This is a genomic window from Ruixingdingia sedimenti (assembly GCF_031432425.1).
In the GTDB taxonomy this organism is placed as follows: Bacteria; Pseudomonadota; Alphaproteobacteria; order Rhodobacterales; family Rhodobacteraceae; genus Ruixingdingia; species Ruixingdingia sedimenti.
Map to the genome: position 1 here is coordinate 25,191 of NZ_JAVKPH010000002.1, position 17,176 is coordinate 42,366.

Sequence of the window (17,176 nt, forward strand, 5' to 3'; positions counted from 1 at the left end):
GCGGAAATTGCGCCGGTCCAGAATTTCGCAACCATCCCTTGGGGTTGGGGTCGGGAAATGTGGCTTTTTTGCCCCCCCTGCCGCCGGATCGTAGGATGGGCAATATTGCCCATCCTACGTCAGGGGCCCTGGGTCTGGGGCGGAATGTCCACGCCGGGCAGCCAGGGCTTGAGGTCCAGAAGCGGCGTGCCGTCGAAGGCGTCGATCGCCTCGATCCCGATGCGCCCGGTGGCGGCATCCAGCGTGGTGATCCGCGTCACCGCCACCGCGACGGGATTGGGCCGCGCGGGCGAGCGCAGGGCGAAGACCCCGGTCGGGCCGGGACGGTGCGCGGGCGACTGCACGATCAGGTCGCGCCGGGCCTGCCCGGTCCAGTACAGCACGATCACCTCGGCCCCAGGCCGCAGGCCCGCCAGTCCGGCCCGAAAGTCCGCGTCGACCAGCAGGGCGAAATCGCCGCCCCGCGCGCGGGCCTCGCGCAGGTTCTTGGGGCAATCGCCGCGCGACCAGGGCGAGGCCACCCGTCCGATGAAGACCAGGGATGCATCCGCCCGCGCCGCCGGATCGAAGGGCAAGGCCACTTCGCCGGGGCGCGGGGCGTCGCCGGTCATTGCAGGGCCCGCTCGGCGGCCGCCCCCAGGCGCAGGAGGCGGCCTTCCTGAAAGGCGGGGGCCATGATCGAGATGCCGCAGGACGGCTGCGAGGTGGGCAGCGTCAGGACGCAGAGGCCCATCAGGTTGCCGATGCGGGTGTTGCGCAGCGCCAGAAGGTTTTCGGTCACGTAATAGTCGTTGTCGGTCATCAGGCGGTCGGCCTGCGGCGGCAGGATCGGCGAGGTCGGCAGGATTACCGCATCGAAGCCGCTGGTGCGCGCCACCCATTGCCGACGCAGCACCTCGAGCCGGCGCCATCCGGCGACATAATCGGTGGCGGCCACCTGCGCGCCCGACCGGAACCGTTCCAGGATGCGCGAGAACATCTTCTCGGGCGCGGTTTCGATGGTGTCGCGCCAGATGCCATAGGCTTCGGCGGTGAACAGGGCGGCGGCCAGGCCCATCGCCTCGGCCACTTCCGGCGCGGCCAGGCGTTCCAGCCGGGCGCCCGCGCGGGTCAGGCGGGCGCAGGCGTCGTCAAAGCCCTTGGCGGGGGCCTGCCGCATGTCATCCAGCGCCACGGTTTCCAGCACGGCGATCCGCGCGCCGCCAAGTTCGGCCCCGGTCAGGTCAACCGGCGGCGCGGATTGCAGAGCGCCCAAGAGAAGCGCGCAATCCTCGACCGAATGGGCCAGCGGGCCGATGGTGTCGAAGCGTTCGCACAGCGGCACCACTCCGTCCAAGGGCAGAAGGCCGGAGGTGGTCTTCAGCCCGACCAGATCGTTCCAGGCCGCGGGGATGCGCACCGAGCCGCCGGTGTCCGAGCCGATTGCCGCCGGTGCCAGGCCGAAGGCGACCGAGGCGGCGGCCCCGGAGGACGAGCCGCCGGAGACGGCCTTGTCATCGTTCAGGCAGGGCGGCGAGGCGGTCACCGGGTTCATGCCAAGGCCGGAAAAGGCCAGTTCGGACATGTGGGTCTTGCCAAGGCAGACCGTGCCAGCCAGCGTGGCCTGCTCCAGCACGGCGGCATCGCGGTCTGGCGTGCGGCCGCGCAGCAGGGCCGAGCCCGCTTCGGTGGCGACGCCCGCGGTATCGAACAGGTCTTTCCAGCTGATCGGCACGCCATCCAGAAGCCCGCGCCGGAACCCCTGCTTGGCCCGGGTGGCGGCCCCCATCGCTTCGCCCCGGGCGCGGGTTTCGGTCATCCGGGCATAAACCCGGGGCGCCAGCGGATGGGTTTCGATCCGATCGAGGAACGCCTCGGTCAGTTCGACCGGGTTGATCCGGCCCTTGCCGATTTCGCGGCCCAGATCGGCCGCCGTCATGTGGAACCAGGTTCCGCTCATGCCTACCCCCAAAACACCCAACCGAACGGTAGCGACAGGTTGCAGCATGGACAATGGGCGATGGCGGGCCTAGCCATGCAGGAATGGAACATGATGCCGATATCTTGATTGCCGGCGGTGGGCTGAACGGCCCCGCGCTGGCCCTGGCCCTGGCGCAGGGTGGCCTTCGGGTCACCGTGATCGACGCGCGCCCTGCCCCGGCGCGGGCCGAGGCAGGCTTTGACGGCCGGGCCTATGCGCTGGCGATTGCCTCCAAGCGGCTGTTGCAGGCGATCGGCGTCTGGACGGCGGTCGCCGGGCACAGCCAGCCGATCCTGAAGATCAAAGCCAGCGATGGCCATGCCGGCGAAGGCGCCGCGCCCTTCTTCCTGGCCTTCGATTCGGACGAGATCGAGGAAGGACCGATGGGTTTCATGCTGGAGGACCGGTTCCTTTACGCGGCCTTCCTGGCAGCGATGGCGAACGAGCCCCGGATCACCCTTCTGTCCGGCGAGACGGTCACGGCGCAGGACGCGGGGCCGCAGGAGGTGACGGTCACCCTCGCCTCGGGCCGGCAGCTGACGGGGCGTGTGCTGGTGGGCTGTGACGGGCGCGGCTCTGGTGTCGCGGCACGGGCCGGGATCCGTCGGCAGGGCTGGGGCTATGGCCAGACCGCGCTGGTGACCGCGATCCGGCACGAAAAGGACCACGACGGCACCGCGCAGCAGTTCTTCATGCCCTCGGGCCCGCTGGCGATCCTGCCGCTGCCGGGCGGGCATCATTCCAGCATCGTCTGGAGCGAGACCGACGCCAATGCCGCCGCCATCCAGGCGCTGGATGACGCGGGCTACCTGGCAGCCCTACGGCCGCGTTTCGGCGATTTCCTGGGCGAGATCGCGCTGGCCGGCGCCCGGTTCACCTATCCGCTGTCGCTGTCTTTGGCCGAGACGTTCGTGTCGCGCCGGGTGGCTCTGGTGGGCGATGCGGCGCATGGCGTGCATCCGATTGCCGGTCAGGGCCTGAACCTTGGCCTGCGCGACGTGGGCGCGCTGGCCGAAGTGCTGGTCACGGCCGCGCGGTGGGGCGAGGACATCGGATCGGACGTGGTGCTGGAAGGCTATCAGCGCTGGCGCAGGTTTGATTCAACGGCGCTGGCCTTGGGGATGGATGCCGTCAACAAGCTGTTTTCGAACGACAATCCGATCTTGCGGCTGGGCCGGGACCTGGGCCTGGGCCTGGTCAGCGCCATGCCGGGGCTGCGCCGCCGCTTCATCCGGCAGGCCGCAGGTTTGCAGGGAGACTTGCCGCGCCTTCTGGCCGGAAAGCCGATCTGACCCCTACTCCTCGCCGCGCGGCCTGGTTTCGATGCCGGGCAACAGGCGGTAGAGGTTGCGTTCGCTGATCCCCAGCATCTCGGCCATCTCGCGGCGGTTGCCGCCGGTCATTTCCAGCGCAAGCCGCAGGTAGGCGTCGCGCAGTTCGTCCAGCGTGGGCGGGGCGTCGAAGGCCAGCCGGACCTGACCGTCGCGCTGCGGCGCCTGCTGCGGGGCAAGGCCCAGATGGGCGGGCTCGATCACCTCGGAGCCGGCGGACAGGATGATGGCGCGTTCCACCGCGTTCGACAATTCGCGCAGGTTGCCGGGCCAGGAATGGGCGCGCAGGGCGGCCATGGCGGCCGGGCTGAACGACTTGGGCGTGTTGCGCTGGAAACTGCGGTCGGCAAGGAAGCCCCGGGCAAGGGGAAGGATGTCGTCCGGGCGTTCGCGCAGGGCCGGCAGACGGATCACGAAGGCCAGCAGGCGGAACAGAAGCTCGCTGTGCTGCGGACCGGGGCGGGCGATGTCTTCGGCCGACAACGAGGCGCCAAGGATGAAGCGCGCACGGCAGACCAGTTGGGTCGCCGATCCGACAGGGCGGTAGGCAGCGGTTTCGATCACGCGCAGCAGTTTCATCTGCAGGTCGGCAGACAACCGGTCAACGCCCGAGAGGTAGATGCTGCCGGTGTCGGCGGCGGCCAGCAGGCCTTCGCTGCGGCGAAGCGCGCCACCGTCGCCGGTGCGGAATTCGCCGAACAATTCCTCGGCCGTCATGCCGGCTTCGCAATCGGCGGCCACGAAGCGGCCATTCGCCCGCGGCGACAGGGCATGCAGCGCCCGCGCGGCACGTTCCTTGCCGGTGCCGCCCTCGCCCAGGATCAGAAGCGGGCTGTCCGCGCCGGCGAAGAGCGTGATCAGGCGACGGACCTCGGCCATCTGCGGGGACTGGCCTTCAAGCGGCTGGTCCTGGCCACGCGTGGCCTGGGTCTGCCAGAAGGCAAGATCGCGGCGCAGGTCGATGGTGTCGAACACCCGCGACAGCGCCAGATCCAGCGCCTGTGCCGAGGCCGGCTTGACCAGGAAATCCGAGGCCCCGGCCCGCACTGCCTGCACGGCCTGGTCGATCGACCCCTGCGCCGTCAGGACGATGGCCGGGCAGTATTCCCGCAGTTCCGGCAGGAAGGCCATGCCATCGGCATCCGGCAGGCGCAGGTCCAGCACGGCAAGTTCCGGGCGGTGATGGGCCAGTTCGCCCAGCGCATCCGCGCGCGAGCCGACGCCCCGCGCGTCATGGCCAAGCCGGCCCAGCTGTTCGACCAGAAGCCGGTTCAGGGTGGGATCATCTTCGATGACAAGGATGCGCCGCGGGCCGGCGCCGGGTCTGGCTGGGGTCATGGGGCGATGGCCTGGGCTGAAGGGGAACGGGCGTCCACGGCGTCCGGGTCGGGCCAGTGAACGATGAATGTGGTACCAACGCCGACCTGGCTTTGCACCGCGATGCGGCCGCCCCAGCGGGTGACGATGGCCTGGACGATCGACAGGCCAAGGCCGCGTCCGGGGCTGCCGTCGGCCCGGCGGGTCCAGAACGGCAGGAAGATGCGCGACTGGTCCTCGGGCGCGATGCCGATGCCCTGGTCGGCAATCGACAGCGCCACGTCCGCGCCGTCACGCCAGCCGCGCACCTGGACAGTGCCGCCCTTCGGCATGGCGTGAAACGCGTTCAGCGCGAGATTGGTCACCAGCATGCGCAGATCACTGTCCGACCCCAGAAGCCGCAGTCCGGGAGCGATGTCCACCTGCAGCGTGCAGCCGGTCTGACGGGCCTGGAATGTCAGGATCGACAGTGCCTCGGGCACGATGCGGTCGATGTCCAGAAGGACGGCCTCGGTCGCAGGGGGCATGCACAGGGAGAGCAGGCTGTTGGTCATCTTCAGCGTGCGCTGCACTTCGGTTTCGGCGCTGCGCAGGCGCTGGGTGGCCTCGGGTGCCCTGCCGGCGGCAAGGTCGGCCTCGGCGGCCTCAAGCAGCAGGCTGATCGAGGACAGCGGATTGTGGATTTCATGCGCAAGGCCCGCCGCCAGCAGGCCCAGCTCGGACAGCCGCTGCTCCTGGCTGAGCTTGGCCTGCAAGTCCAGGTCGCGGATCGATTCGACCACCGCCGGGATCGTGGTGCCGTCAGGGCCAGGCCAGGCAATCGGCGCGGCGGCCACTTCGACGTGCCGTTCGCCCGCAGGGCCCTGGTGCATCTGCCGGCAGGTCAGGGGCAGCCGGGCGGCCCTCGCCTCGACCAGCGGGCACAGGACCAGGGTTTCCGGGCAGGGCGTGTCGCGATGGTGCGAGGTGAGATGGCAGGGGTGCCCGATGATCTGGTCATGGCGCAGCCCGGCATGGCGGGCAAAGGCCGCGTTGGCCTGCAGGACGCGGTGATCCGGGCCAATCACCCGGATGCCATCGGGAATGGCGTCGATCAGCGCCTGCAGAATCCGCCCCGCCGCATCCAGCCGCTGCACGGTCTGGTCCAGCCGTCCGGCCATCTGGTTGAAGCTGTCGGCCAGCCGCGCGGGTTCGTCGGCACCCTGAACGGCGATGCGATGGGCAAGGTCGCCTGCGGCCAGCCGTTCGGTGCCCTGTTCCAGGAGCCGCAGCGGGGCGACGACCGTGCGCCGCAGCACCAGCCAACTGGCCAGCAGCGTCGCCCCGATCACGGCCAGTCCCAGCGAGGCCAGGGCAAGCACCGTCTGTCGTGCTTCGGCATCCAGCGCGCCGGTCGCATAGTCGACCACCAGAAGCCCGTTGACCGGATGATCCGCCATCGGCCCATGACAGACTTGGCAGGGGTCCTGGTTCAGCACCGGGTTGATCGACCGCTCGACCCCCGAGTCCTGCAGGCTGATCGCCTGCGGCTTGCGGCTTTCCAGGGCCAGACGGATCTCGGGCAGATCCAGCACCGTGCCTTCAAGCGCCGGATCCGAAGCGAAGCGGGTTTCCAGATCGGGGTTCAGGATGCGCACGGCCACGATGTTGGGATCGCGACCCAGGTCGTCGATGATGGCGTGCAGGCCGGGCAGGTCGCGCTTGAGCATGGCGTTTTCAAGCGCAGCCTGCAGCAGGCTGTTGATCTGCATAGAGGCGCGTTCCTGTTCCGAGGCGATGCGCGCACGGTAGGTGCCTGCGACAAGGATCAGGAACAGCGCCGACAGGCAGATCAGAACCAGCGCCAGCGTGACCATGACGCGGCGTTGCAAGCGGGACGCCACCCAGAGCGTGGCCCGGCGCAAAGGGTTTGCCGCAGTCATGCGCGCAACCCGAACCGCAAGCCGGGCGTGCTGCCCGACCGGCCGGCGAGAGTGAGCAGGCCGCGCCTTTGCCTCATCGGACCCTGCGTCCGGTGGCCGAGACGTGCCGCATCCGCGCGCACGCCACCACAGCATGCCGGAAATACAGGGAAACGCGCTTCAGTTCAGGCTGCTGCACCGGCCCACACCACTGGAAAGAAGTTGCATTTGCCACATAGCGAATCCTGTGCCGTCCCGCCTTGATCGGAATCAAGATTGCGCCCTTGCCGACCGCGTTCCGGCACGAGTCCGCCCATCCGGGGCGGACTACCAGCTTTCCGCTATTCCCGGAACAAAGGGGCTTTCCTCGTCGGCCCGGGCCTGCCGTTCGGCGCGGCCCTCTTGCACGGCCCAGGCGTGCGGCTCGACCCTGGAGACCAGACCGGTGGTCCGTTCCAGATCCTGCCGCAGCGCCAGAAGCAGAGAGCGGGTCAGCAAGGTGGAGCCGGCGTAGAACGGCTCGCGCGCCCGCGCCGCGACACGCAGGCAGAAGTCGGGTGCCCAGGGCAGCAGATGCCGGTCCAGGAACAGCGCCGCATCGGCCAGCGACGCCGGCGTGCCCAGCGCAAGAAGATGCGCCAGGAACTGCATTTCATGCACGATGTGGTCATCCGAACGTCGGCGCCAGTCGGGCACGGTGATGCCGTAAAAGGCATAGAAATCGCGCACGTCAAACATGGGTTGCTGGCGTTCCAGGTGATCCTCGGTCAGCCAGACCGACCCGTTGGGCGAGGCGCGGAAGCCGTGGGTCAGGTAGGCATCGGCGAAGTCTGCCGCCAGGTCGTCCGCCATGGCCTGCGGCAGCGGCCGCGGCAGACCGGCCAGCGCGCGGGCAAAGCCTTCGGCGACGGCTTCATCGCCCGATCCTTCCAGCAACAGCGCAGCCAGCGCCGGAAACTCGGCCGTCCACAGCCCTTCGATCACGGCATTGTCCACCTCGCGGTCATGCAGGCGGATGACCGGACCCAGCGCCTCGGCCCAGATCGCGTAGCGCTGCCGGTCTTCTTCCCCCAGATCGCGCAGGGGAGCGGCCGGCGGGACCCTGTCTTCAGCCATTGTCCACCCGTCCTTTCGAATGCGGCACGAACCGGATCGAGGGATTGGTCAGCTCGGGATCGGCCATCGACTTCACCTGCCGGACGGTCTGGTCGTTGGGGCCGATGGCCTTGGTCTCGTAGGTGCCGGCGTCGATCTGGTCGATCGGGCCGATGTCGAGGACGCGCATCATGCAGGCCGAGACGCAATAGGGCTTGCGGCCCGCTTCCAGCTCGTCGATGCACATGTTGCATTTCTGGACGATGTTCAGTTCCACGTTGAACTGCGGCGCGCCGAAGGGACAGGCCGCCTCGCATTTGCGGCATCCGATGCAGAGCGTGGAGTCGATGTCCACCACCCCGTTGTCCTTGCGCTTGAAGATCGCCCCCGTCGGGCAGGCCGGCAGGCAGGCCGGTTCGGCGCAATGGTTGCACGACATGTTGACCTTGAAGGCGAAGACCTCGGGGTAGGTGCCGCCTTCGATGTATTGCACCCGGCGGAACCGCGGGCCGGCCGGCAAGCCGTTCTTGTCCTTGCAGGCGATTTCGCAAGCCCGGCAGCCGATGCAGTCCACGTTGTTGTGGACGAAGCCCAGTTGCAGGTCCGGCACCACCGGCACATAGACCTCGCGCTTCTTCTTCAGCGCGGCGGCCTTGATCTTGCCCTTGTCGAGGTTGGTGTTTCCCATGATTTCCGCCCCCTCAGTTGTCGCGCCGGAAGACGTGGGCCCGCGCGGTGGCCAGCTGGTCCCAGCCGGGCCGATGGTGCAGGTCGGTCTTCTTCACGTTGACCAGCAGCGTGTTGTAGGCGAAGGCGCCCGCCGGCGAGGGGTTGTCCAGCGTCAGGAAATCGGGGTTGCCCGACCGGTCGACGCCGTTCTCGTCGATGTCCATCCAGGCCCCTTCGTGCAGGACCAGAACCCCCGGCATGCAGCGTTCGGTCACGTAGACCGGTGTCACCACCCGCCCGCGGTCGTTCCAGACCTCGACCGTATCGCCGGTCTGGATGCCCAGCCGCTTGGCGTCCGAGGCGTTGATCGTCGTCTCCTGGCTGAAGGTCTCGCGCAGCCAGGGGATGTTGTTGAAGATCGAATGCGTCCGCCAGCGCGGATGCGGCGTGATCATGTGGAACGGATAGTCCTTGGCCTTTTCGTGGTTCAGGCTTTCCCATGGCTCGATCCATTTCGGGATCGCCGGGATCGGATAGCCCCATTGCGTCCGCGTCCAGTCCTGCACCTGGGCGAGCGTGGTCGAGAAGATCTCGATCTTGCCCGAGGGGGTCTGGAACGGGATGCCCTGTTCGATCTGGTCCTGGAACGCGACGTGGGGCCGGGGCAGGATGAACTTGTAAACCCCACGGCTTTTGAATTCCTCCCAACTCCACGTCACGCCCTGGTGGCTTTGGACCTTGTGCCACCAATCCACCAGATAGGCTTCGTCGACGGCATCGTTGTCGTAGAAGTAGTCGCGGCTGGCCTTGGGATTGTAGGCCGGCCCGAACCCCAGCCGATAGGCCAGTTCGGTGAAGACCTGGAAGTCGGTGCGGCTTTCGCCCAGGGGCTCGATCACCTTGGGGCGGTGGATGTAGTAGTGCCCCTTGTACCAGGGCAGCGCCACGTCGTGCCGTTCGAAATGCGTGGCGATCGGCAGCAGATAGTCGGCCCAGATGCCGGTCGGCGTGATCGTGCTGTCCATGCAGACCAGAAGGCTTTCGCCTTCGCCGTAGCTGTCCAGCTTGCGGATCGCCTCGATTTCCTTGTTGATGTTCGTCAACTGGTTGAACCAGTCCGACCCCTGCCAGAAGATGCCGCGGATGTTGGGGATGACCCCATCCAGATTGTCGCCGCGCGGCCAGAGTCCGGCCTCTTCCCGCTTCACGTTCGGGTAGTTCAGAACGATATGCGCCCAGCGGTCCGACTTGATCGAGGCGAACCAGATGTTGGCGTTCTGGTCGTAAGGGTAGGCGATGGATTCCGGGTGCCAGCCCTTGCCCACGCCTTCGGCGCAGCCGCCCAGCACCCCGATGTTCCCCGTCATCGCCTGCAGGGCCGCGGCCATGCGGTTGTACTGTTCGCCATAGGCCGCCCGGCCCGGGGCCCAGCTGGCTTTTAGCGCGGCGGGCTTGGTGTCGGCATAAAGCTCGGCCAGCTTGATGATGTCGGCGGCCGGCACGCCGCAGATCGCGCTGGCCCAGTCCGGCGTCTTCGGGATGCCGTCGCGCGTGCCCTCGATGTACTCGCGGAAGCTTTCCTGATCCTTCGCCCAGTCCGGCATGGTGCCGGGGTCCATGCCCTGCACGAAGCGGTTGATGTAGTCCTGGTTCTGCCGGTTGGTGGCGAAGATGTGGTAGGCCATGCCCGCCATCATCGCCGCATCGGTGTTCGGGCGGATCGGGATCCACCAGGCGTCATAGGCGCTGGCGCTGTCGGTATATTGCGGGTCGACCAGCACGAACTTGCAGCCGCGCTGCTTGGCCATGCGCATGTAGTAGAACGTGTTGCCGCCGTGGAAGGTATAGGCCGGGTTCCAGCCCCACATCACGATCAGCTTGGAATGCGCGAAGGCATCGTCCTCGTTGCCGTCCTCGATGGTGCCGAAGGTCCAGCGGCTGGACGAGGTGGTGCCCTGGTAGGACGGCACCGACCAGCTGCTGGTGCGGCAGCCGAACATGCCCAGGAAGCGGCCCAAGAGGCCCTCGATCTGGTCGGACTTGTGCAGGACGCCATAGCTGGCCCCGGCATAGCTTTGGTCAAGGATCGCGGTCGGGCCGTAGGTGTCCTTCAGGTGCACCATGCGCTCGGCGATCTCGGTCAGGGCCTGGTCCCAGGTGATGCGCTTGAACTTGGCCTCGCCGCGCTTGCCGACCCGCTTCATCGGGTAAAGAAGCCGTTCCGGGGAATAGAGCCGCGATCGGTAGGATCGCCCGCGCAGGCAGGCGCGCAGTTGCGGCTTTTCCTCGGTGTCGGTGCCATAGGCATCGCCCTGGTAGCTGCCGTTGTCGGTCGACAACCGCACGATCACGTCGCCCTTCTTGTGCGCGACCAGCATGTGGCGGCTGCCGCAGTTGTGCGCGCAGGAGGTGACGACGGTCGTCAGCTCATCATCCCGCGGATAGGGCTCGTAGGCGAAGGCGCGCGCCGGGGTCGCCTTGCCGCCCACCAGCGCGGCGGCGGCGGTGGCGGCGGCCCCTTGCAGGAAGGCGCGGCGCGTCGGCGTCAGCAGGGCCGCAAGGCGGGACAGGTCGAAGGTCTTGGTCATGGTCATGGGTCCTTCGCTACTCTGCGATCCGGTGTTCGGGTTTCGGCGCGGCCGGGCGGCCTGCGGCCCAGTCCGGCACGGTCTCAAGGTCCATCCCCGGCCAGGGCGTGCGGGCATAGGGATAGCTGATGCGATACCAGGCCCTGCCGCCGTGGCAGCCGTAGCAGGTGTCCGAGGTGCCGTTGCGCGCCAGATCCTCGATGGTCGCCGCGTTCAGGTAGTTCACCTGGTGGCGGTTGGTGCGGAAACTCTCGGCATGGCACGACAGGCAGCCGTTCGGGGCCTCGGCATATTCCATGTCGACCCGCGCCTCGGGCCAGGGGCCGGAAAGGCCCATGATCTCCACCGGATCGGGCATCGCGCCATGGCACAGGAGACAGGTCTCGGACGGGTTCACCATCTTGCGCAGGGTGAATTCCGGGCTGGCCGCGGCGGTAAAGTGATCGCGGCCCGGCATCATGTCGGGGCTTTCCTCGCGCGGGTCGTTGCCCTTGTGACAGAAGTTGCATTCCAGCTTCATCACCGACTTGGCAAAATCGCTTTCCGTATGGCGCCAGTGGAAGTCGGCCTGCGGGCCGGAATAGGTATCCAGCGTCTGATACCAGGCCAGGCTGTCCGCAGCCTTCACCCCTGCCGGGCTGGTCGCGCGCGGCTGGTGGTTCAGGATTTCCTTGTGGCAGGCCAGGCACTCGGCGCTCGAGGCCGTGGCGATGGCCGGCTGGAAGTGCAGCGGGTGATAGCGCGCGGCCTCGTAGTCCATCGCCGGGATCGCGGCTTCCAGTTCGGCAACCTTGGTCTCGATCGCGGCCAGTTCGGCTTCGGTCAACGCGGGCGCGTCGGCATAGGTCACGCCTTCGGGATAGGGCACCGGGTCCAGCGTGACCACGGCGTCATCGGCAAGGTCGGCATAGGGCTCGGCCGGGGTTTCCTCGGCCACCGGAACGTCGGATGCCGCGGGCGCCGCCCCGGCCAGAGTGACGGGAGTGCCGGATTGCGTGGCCAGCCAGGCGATCAGGTTTGCGCGATCTTCGGCCTTCTTCACCCCGGCAAAGGCCATCTTGGTGCCCTTGGCATAGGCCTTGGGGTTTTCGAGGAAGGCATCCAGCGCCGCCTCGTCCCAGACCTGCCCGGCCAGCGCCTTCAGCGCATCGGAATAGGCGAAACCCTCGGCCGTGGCGACACCCCGGCCGTGGACACCCCAGAGGTTCGGCCCGGTGCCGTTCTTGCCCCCCTCGGCGATGGTGTGGCAGGCCTTGCATGGCTTGAAGGCCTTTTCCCCCGCCGCCAGATCGACGCCGCCCTGCGCCGCAGGTTCGGCGGCGGGCTCTGCCGCAGGATCAGCCCCGGCTTCCGCTGTATCGGCCGCCGCGGTCGCCGCGGGCTCGGCCGGGGCGATGAAGGCCACAGGCGCGGGGCCGGTGCCCTTGTAGATCAGCGCGCCGACCACGAAGAGGGCGTAGAAGGCCAGAAGGGCGAAGCCCAGTCCCGCAAGGGCGCCGATCAATCGTTCCGTCGTTTTCATGGCTTGCTCCTGGCTGGCGGCGGCGGGGCGGGTCCTGCCCGCGCCCGCCGGGGCTGAGGCCTCAGTTCCCGGAATCGGTGGCCGTGCAGGTCCAGGCCCCGTCGATCAGGTCGTAGCGGATGCAGGCCGGCTCGGCGGCGCCCTGCATGCCCGACATGCCGTCCATGCCCTGCATGCCGCCCATACCTTCCATGCCGCTCATGCCCGACATGCCGGATTGCGGGGCCGGATCTCCGGCGCCGCCCGCGGGCCCGGAGCCGCCTCCGCTGCCGCCGATAAGCTGGAAAATGCCGAAGCCGACTGCGGCAGCAATGACGACAAGGATGGCGGCGCGCGTGATGTTCATCTTGGTGTTCTCTTCAGGGGGGAAGGCCGGGGGCGGCAGGGCGCCGCCCCCGGCTGGGTCAGGGGATCAGTTCGACGGAGGCGTCCAGGTGCCGCCCATGCCCGACATGCCACCCATGCCGCTCATGCCGCCCATCCCGGACATGCCACCCATCCCGGACATGCCCCCCATGCCGCCCATCCCGGCCTGGCCGGTGAAGGTGTATTGGGTGCAGGTCCAGCCCGAGGCATTGCCCGACATCCCGGCCATACCCGACATGCCGCTCATGCCACCCATGCCCGACATGCCGTCCATGCCAGCCATACCGCCCATGCCGGACATGCCATCCATCCCGGCCATGCCGCCCATGCCCGACATGCCGTCCATCCCGGCCATGCCACCCATGCCCGACATGCCGTCCATCCCGGCCATGCCGCCCATGCCGGACATGCCACCCATACCGGACATGCCACCCATGCCGCTCATTCCACCCATGCCGGACATGCCCGACATGCCGCCCATCCCGGCCTGGCCGGTGAAGGTGTATTGGGTGCAGCTCCAGCCCGAGGCGTTGCCCGACATGCCGCTCATGCCAGACATCCCGGCCATGCCGCCCATACCGGACATGCCGTCCATCCCCGCCATGCCGCCCATGCCCGACATGCCGTCCATGCCAGCCATTCCGCCCATGCCGGACATGCCATCCATGCCGTCCATCCCGGACATTGTCTGCGCGGACGCGACCGAAACGATGGAACCGGCGCACAGGATCGCAGCCAGACCGACCTTCATCGACTTCCTCATCCCTAATACTCCTCTGTCTTGTTCCAGGTCCCGAACGCTTGCGGGAACCCCTTGCCACCCCAGTCCGAAAGGGCCGGGATCATTCACCGCCATGCCAATGGCGGATGTCGTACGGGCCGGTCATGCCCGGATGGGTGAAAGGCGAGAACCAGGCGCCCTGGTCTTCCAGGAAGCGCAGGCTGGCCGGATAGGGCTGGTCCACGCCGGTAAGTGCCAGCGCATACCAGGCCGCATCCTTGACCATCTCGGTGATGACCGGGGCGCCAGCAGGCCGTTCCCACGGCGCCGTTCCCGCCACCGGAAGATCCTGCCCGGGCGCCGTGCTGGCCCAGACGGACAGGCAAGCGGTCAGCAGGATCGTCGGATGGCGCATGGCTTCCCCCAGTCAAATTCGGAGCACTCCCGGTTCACCGGCTGCACCCGCAACCGTGAGCAGAGCGCTCCGCCAGCCGGAGTGCTAACAAAGTGGTTGGATAAATGTCAGCGTTTTCTGTGGGTTAGATGGCACGATGTCCGCTGGAGAGGTGCCAGTTTGGCAGGCGCCGCAAGGATACGTCCGAAATGCACGATCTTACCGGACGGCGTTTCTGACAGTTTGGCAGTCGGCCCGCGAAAAGCCTGTCATGCGACATATTGTCCTTTCCGGGCGCGGAGACCATGCCGCTTGCCAGTCTGGACCGCCAGATTGCGGAATCGCCGGAAAGCGCGGGGAATCGCCCCGGTCAGTCCAGCGGGCGGGCTTCGGAGACCAGCATCACCGGGATGCCATCGCGCACCGGAAAGGCCAGATGCGCGGCCTTGGAGATCAGTTCCTGCCGGTCGGCATCCCAGGTCAGGACGGCATGGGTGACCGGGCAGACCAGCGCCTCAAGCATGCGGCGGTCGGGAACGACGACACCGGTCATTGCAACACCTCGTCCGCGCTGCCGCCCCGCAGGGCGAATTCGATCAACGTCACCAGCGTTTCGCGCCGAGTGCCCAGGTCGGGCGCCTCAAGCAGGGCCTGTTTGTCCTCGGGCGAGAAGGGCGACAGCATGGACAGCGAGTTGATCAGCAACTCGGTCTCGGCCTCTTTCAGGCTGTCCCAATCGGCCGAAAGCCCCTCGGCGGTGAAGAACCGTGCCAGAAGCTCCAGAAATGCCGGGCGGTCAAAGCGCGGGTCCTCTTCGGCCTGACCAAGGTCGCGGGTGAAGGAGGCCCAGTCGACCGCGCAGCGGCGATAGGGGGTAAAGCCCTGAACCTCTTCACGAATCCGGAACCGGCTGATGCCGTAAAGCGTGATCATGTAGCGCCCGTCCTCGGTTTCCGAGAACGAGGTCAGCCGGCCGACGCAACCGATGGATTGCAGGCGGGTTTCGCCGCCCGGCGTCTCGCGCGGTTGCACCATGCCGATCAGGCGGGTCTTGGTCTTCAGGCAATCCTCGACCATCGCCAGGTAGCGTGGCTCGAAGATATGCAGCGGCAACCGGCCCCGGGGCAGCAAGAGCGCCCCGGGAAGCGGGAAGACCGGGATCGTCTCGGGAAGGTCAGCGGGCCGGATCATGGGAGGTAATCTAGTCCGCCCGGACGATCAGGCAAAGATCATCGACGACAGGCGGCGACGGCCTTTCAGGACGATGGGATCCTGCGGCTTCAGCGCCTCGAAGATGGTCATCAGCTGCGCCTTGGCCGCGCCGTCGTTCCATTCGCGGTCCCGCCGGAACAGTTCCAGCAGCTGATCCACGGCCTCTTCGGTCTTGCCGGCCGCGTTCAGCGCCACGGCAAGGTCGAAGCGGGCCTGATGGTTGGCGGGGTCGGCGTCGACCGCCGCGCGCAACTCGGCCTCGGGGCCGGCGTTGGCCGCCTGCCGGGCCAGTTCGATCTGCGCCTTGGCTGCCTAAAGCTCCTTGGACTTGGCGACCGCAGCGGGCGCGGCAGTGGCGAAGGCCTCGGCCTGATCCAGATTGCCGGCCGCCAGATGGCAGCGCACGAGGCCCGCATAGGCAGCAGCGTTCTCCGGCTCTTCGCCGAGGATGGCGGCAAAGGTTTCCGAGGCATCGGCCAGCGCGCCCTGCTCCAGCATCTCTTCGGCCGCGGCGAGGGCATCGGCCAGCCCACCGTCGCCGGCCATGGCCGCCAGTTTGTCGACGAACTTCTTCACCTCGGAGGCCGGCAGCGCACCCTGGAAGCCATCGACCGGCTGGCCCTGGAAGAAGGCGTAGACCGTCGGGATCGACTGGATGCGCATCTGCGCCGCGATGGCCTGGTTGCGATCGACGTCAATCTTGACCATGCGCACCTTGCCCTTGGCGGCGGTCACCGCGGCCTCCAGCGCCGGGCCAAGCTGTTTGCACGGGCCGCACCACGTGGCCCAGAAATCCACGATCACCGGCACGTCGCGGCTGGCTTCGACCACGTCGGCCATGAACGTCGCCTCGGTGCCGTCCTTGATCAGGTCGCCAGCGGGGGCTGCGGTGGGTTCGCCAAGTCCTAGGCTCTAGACTCATTGATTGTCAAAGCCAGAACATGACGGTTGCGGCGAGGGCGACGGCGGAGAGGAAGGTCTTGGCGCACCTGTCGTAACGGGTGGCGACCCTGCGCCAGTCCTTCAACCGGCCGAACATGATCTCGATCCGGTTGCGGCGGCGATAGCGCCGCTTGTCGTAACGGACGGCTTTGCCGCGCGACTTCCGGCCGGGGATGCAGGGGCGTATCCCCTTGTCTTTCAACGCATCCCGGAACCAATCGGCGTCATAACCCCGGTCTGCGATCATCCAGTCGGCGGCTGGCAGACTGCCCAGCAGGGCGGCGGCACCGGTATAGTCGCTGACCTGTCCTGCGGTCATGAAGAACTTCAGCGGACGACCCTTGGCGTCCGTGACGGCGTGCAGCTTGGTGTTCAAGCCACCCTTCGTGCGCCCGATCAGACGCCCGCGCTGGTCGTCGGGCCCCCCTTTTTCGCCCGCAGGCTCGAAGCCGTGCGGTGCGCCTTCAGGTAGGTCGCATCGATCATGATGGTCTTGTGCTCGGTGCCTTCGGCGGCCAGACCCTCCATCATCCGGGCAAACACCCCCATGTCGCCCCACCGCTTCCAGCGGTTGTAGAGGGTCTTGGGCGGTCCATACTCCCGAGGCGCATCGCACCATCGCAAGCCATTGCGATTGATGAAGATTATCCCGCTCAGAACCCGCCGATCATCAACCCTGGGCTTGCCATGGCTCTTCGGGAAAAACGGCCTCAGCCGCTCCATCTGCTCGTCCGTCAGCCAGTAAAGATTGCTCATCGTCACCCCCGTCAGTTCGGGGCCTTGAATCACGCAGCAACGGCAGCCTCAAGCAGATCAATGGGTCCTGACCCTAGCCGCGAGCTCGGGCGATCGACAACAGCTTATGAGAGCATCGCGGCTCTTGTCGTTCAGCGTTGTGGGCGTAGCAAACTATGCCAGCCGCTGAGTGAAGCTCGGCTGTGGACTGAGGCGCGTCATTTAAAATCAATGACTTAGGGTGGAGAAGGTTCGACGTCAGGCCCATCCCCTCCGCCACTTGCCCTCGCGAAAGCGTTCTCCCGATCCGGCTCCGGCCGGATTTTTCCGTTGTTTTCGAGGGTTATGCGGGAGGGGCTGAGCACTGGCCCTGCCGTCGCGAGGCCCCGAAGCGGTCTCTCGGGGCTGATATTCTCCGGACCT

Annotated in this window: 15 protein-coding genes and 1 pseudogene; 1 reads left to right on the forward strand and 15 read right to left on the reverse strand. The window is 67.4% G+C overall.

The window, feature by feature from the left end; genetic code table 11:
* Window positions 1-119: 119 nt before the first annotated feature.
* Both RGD00_RS02225 and RGD00_RS02230 read right to left on the reverse strand, forming a co-directional pair.
* The gene (locus RGD00_RS02225; RefSeq protein WP_310455555.1) at window positions 120-611 is read right to left on the reverse strand and encodes a TrmO family methyltransferase domain-containing protein; all 492 of its coding nucleotides are present in this window, start codon (window positions 609-611) and stop codon (window positions 120-122) included.
* Window positions 608-1,939, reverse strand: a complete 1,332-nt coding sequence (locus RGD00_RS02230) for an amidase (protein ID WP_310455557.1) — start codon at window positions 1,937-1,939, stop codon at window positions 608-610. Before RGD00_RS02230 ends, RGD00_RS02225 begins: the two co-directional genes overlap by 4 nt.
* 83 nt (window positions 1,940-2,022) lie before the next feature.
* Here RGD00_RS02230 and RGD00_RS02235 point away from each other — a divergent pair, with 83 nt between their 5' ends.
* The gene (locus RGD00_RS02235; protein ID WP_310455558.1) at window positions 2,023-3,252 is read left to right on the forward strand and encodes an FAD-dependent monooxygenase; all 1,230 of its coding nucleotides are present in this window, start codon (window positions 2,023-2,025) and stop codon (window positions 3,250-3,252) included.
* A 3-nt stretch (window positions 3,253-3,255) separates the two neighbouring features.
* On the opposite strand, the gene RGD00_RS02240 is transcribed toward RGD00_RS02235, so the two are convergent.
* From RGD00_RS02240 to RGD00_RS02300, 13 genes and pseudogenes are all read right to left on the reverse strand, one after another.
* Window positions 3,256-4,629, reverse strand: a complete 1,374-nt coding sequence (locus RGD00_RS02240; protein WP_310455559.1) for a sigma-54-dependent transcriptional regulator — start codon at window positions 4,627-4,629, stop codon at window positions 3,256-3,258.
* A complete protein-coding gene (locus tag RGD00_RS02245) occupies window positions 4,626-6,464 on the reverse strand; it encodes a sensor histidine kinase (protein WP_310455560.1) in 1,839 nt (612 codons plus the stop codon). Before RGD00_RS02245 ends, RGD00_RS02240 begins: the two co-directional genes overlap by 4 nt.
* 372 nt (window positions 6,465-6,836) lie before the next feature.
* Window positions 6,837-7,625, reverse strand: a complete 789-nt coding sequence (locus tag RGD00_RS02250; RefSeq protein WP_310455562.1) for a TorD/DmsD family molecular chaperone — start codon at window positions 7,623-7,625, stop codon at window positions 6,837-6,839.
* Window positions 7,618-8,292 (reverse strand): 4Fe-4S dicluster domain-containing protein, encoded by a 675-nt coding sequence (locus RGD00_RS02255; protein WP_310455563.1) that lies wholly within the window; start codon window positions 8,290-8,292, stop codon window positions 7,618-7,620. The genes RGD00_RS02250 and RGD00_RS02255 overlap by 8 nt, the downstream gene beginning before the upstream one ends.
* Window positions 8,293-8,305: 13 nt before the next feature.
* A complete protein-coding gene (locus RGD00_RS02260; protein ID WP_310455565.1) occupies window positions 8,306-10,861 on the reverse strand; it encodes a molybdopterin-dependent oxidoreductase in 2,556 nt (851 codons plus the stop codon).
* A 16-nt stretch (window positions 10,862-10,877) separates the two neighbouring features.
* Window positions 10,878-12,383, reverse strand: coding sequence for a c-type cytochrome (locus RGD00_RS02265; protein WP_310455567.1), 1,506 nt, complete (start codon window positions 12,381-12,383; stop codon window positions 10,878-10,880).
* A 61-nt stretch (window positions 12,384-12,444) separates the two neighbouring features.
* Window positions 12,445-12,729, reverse strand: a complete 285-nt coding sequence (locus RGD00_RS02270; RefSeq protein ID WP_310455569.1) for a hypothetical protein — start codon at window positions 12,727-12,729, stop codon at window positions 12,445-12,447.
* A gap of 66 nt (window positions 12,730-12,795) precedes the next feature.
* Entirely contained in the window at window positions 12,796-13,512 is a 717-nt protein-coding gene (locus tag RGD00_RS02275) for a hypothetical protein (RefSeq protein WP_310455571.1), read from the reverse strand.
* A gap of 79 nt (window positions 13,513-13,591) precedes the next feature.
* Window positions 13,592-13,885 (reverse strand): hypothetical protein, encoded by a 294-nt coding sequence (locus tag RGD00_RS02280; protein ID WP_310455573.1) that lies wholly within the window; start codon window positions 13,883-13,885, stop codon window positions 13,592-13,594.
* A 349-nt stretch (window positions 13,886-14,234) separates the two neighbouring features.
* Window positions 14,235-14,417, reverse strand: a complete 183-nt coding sequence (locus RGD00_RS02285; protein WP_310455575.1) for a Trm112 family protein — start codon at window positions 14,415-14,417, stop codon at window positions 14,235-14,237.
* Window positions 14,414-15,055: an LON peptidase substrate-binding domain-containing protein gene (locus RGD00_RS02290; protein WP_310455577.1), complete on the reverse strand. Its 642-nt coding sequence runs from the start codon at window positions 15,053-15,055 to the stop codon at window positions 14,414-14,416. Before RGD00_RS02290 ends, RGD00_RS02285 begins: the two co-directional genes overlap by 4 nt.
* A 27-nt stretch (window positions 15,056-15,082) precedes the next feature.
* Window positions 15,083-15,946: pseudogene (trxA, locus tag RGD00_RS02295) on the reverse strand (thioredoxin).
* Window positions 15,947-16,004: 58 nt separating this feature from the next.
* A protein-coding gene (locus RGD00_RS02300; RefSeq protein WP_310455579.1) for an IS5 family transposase occupies window positions 16,005-16,774 on the reverse strand; the annotation gives its coding sequence in 2 pieces (ribosomal slippage) (window positions 16,005-16,438 and window positions 16,438-16,774; 771 coding nt in all).
* Window positions 16,775-17,176 lie beyond the last annotated feature (402 nt).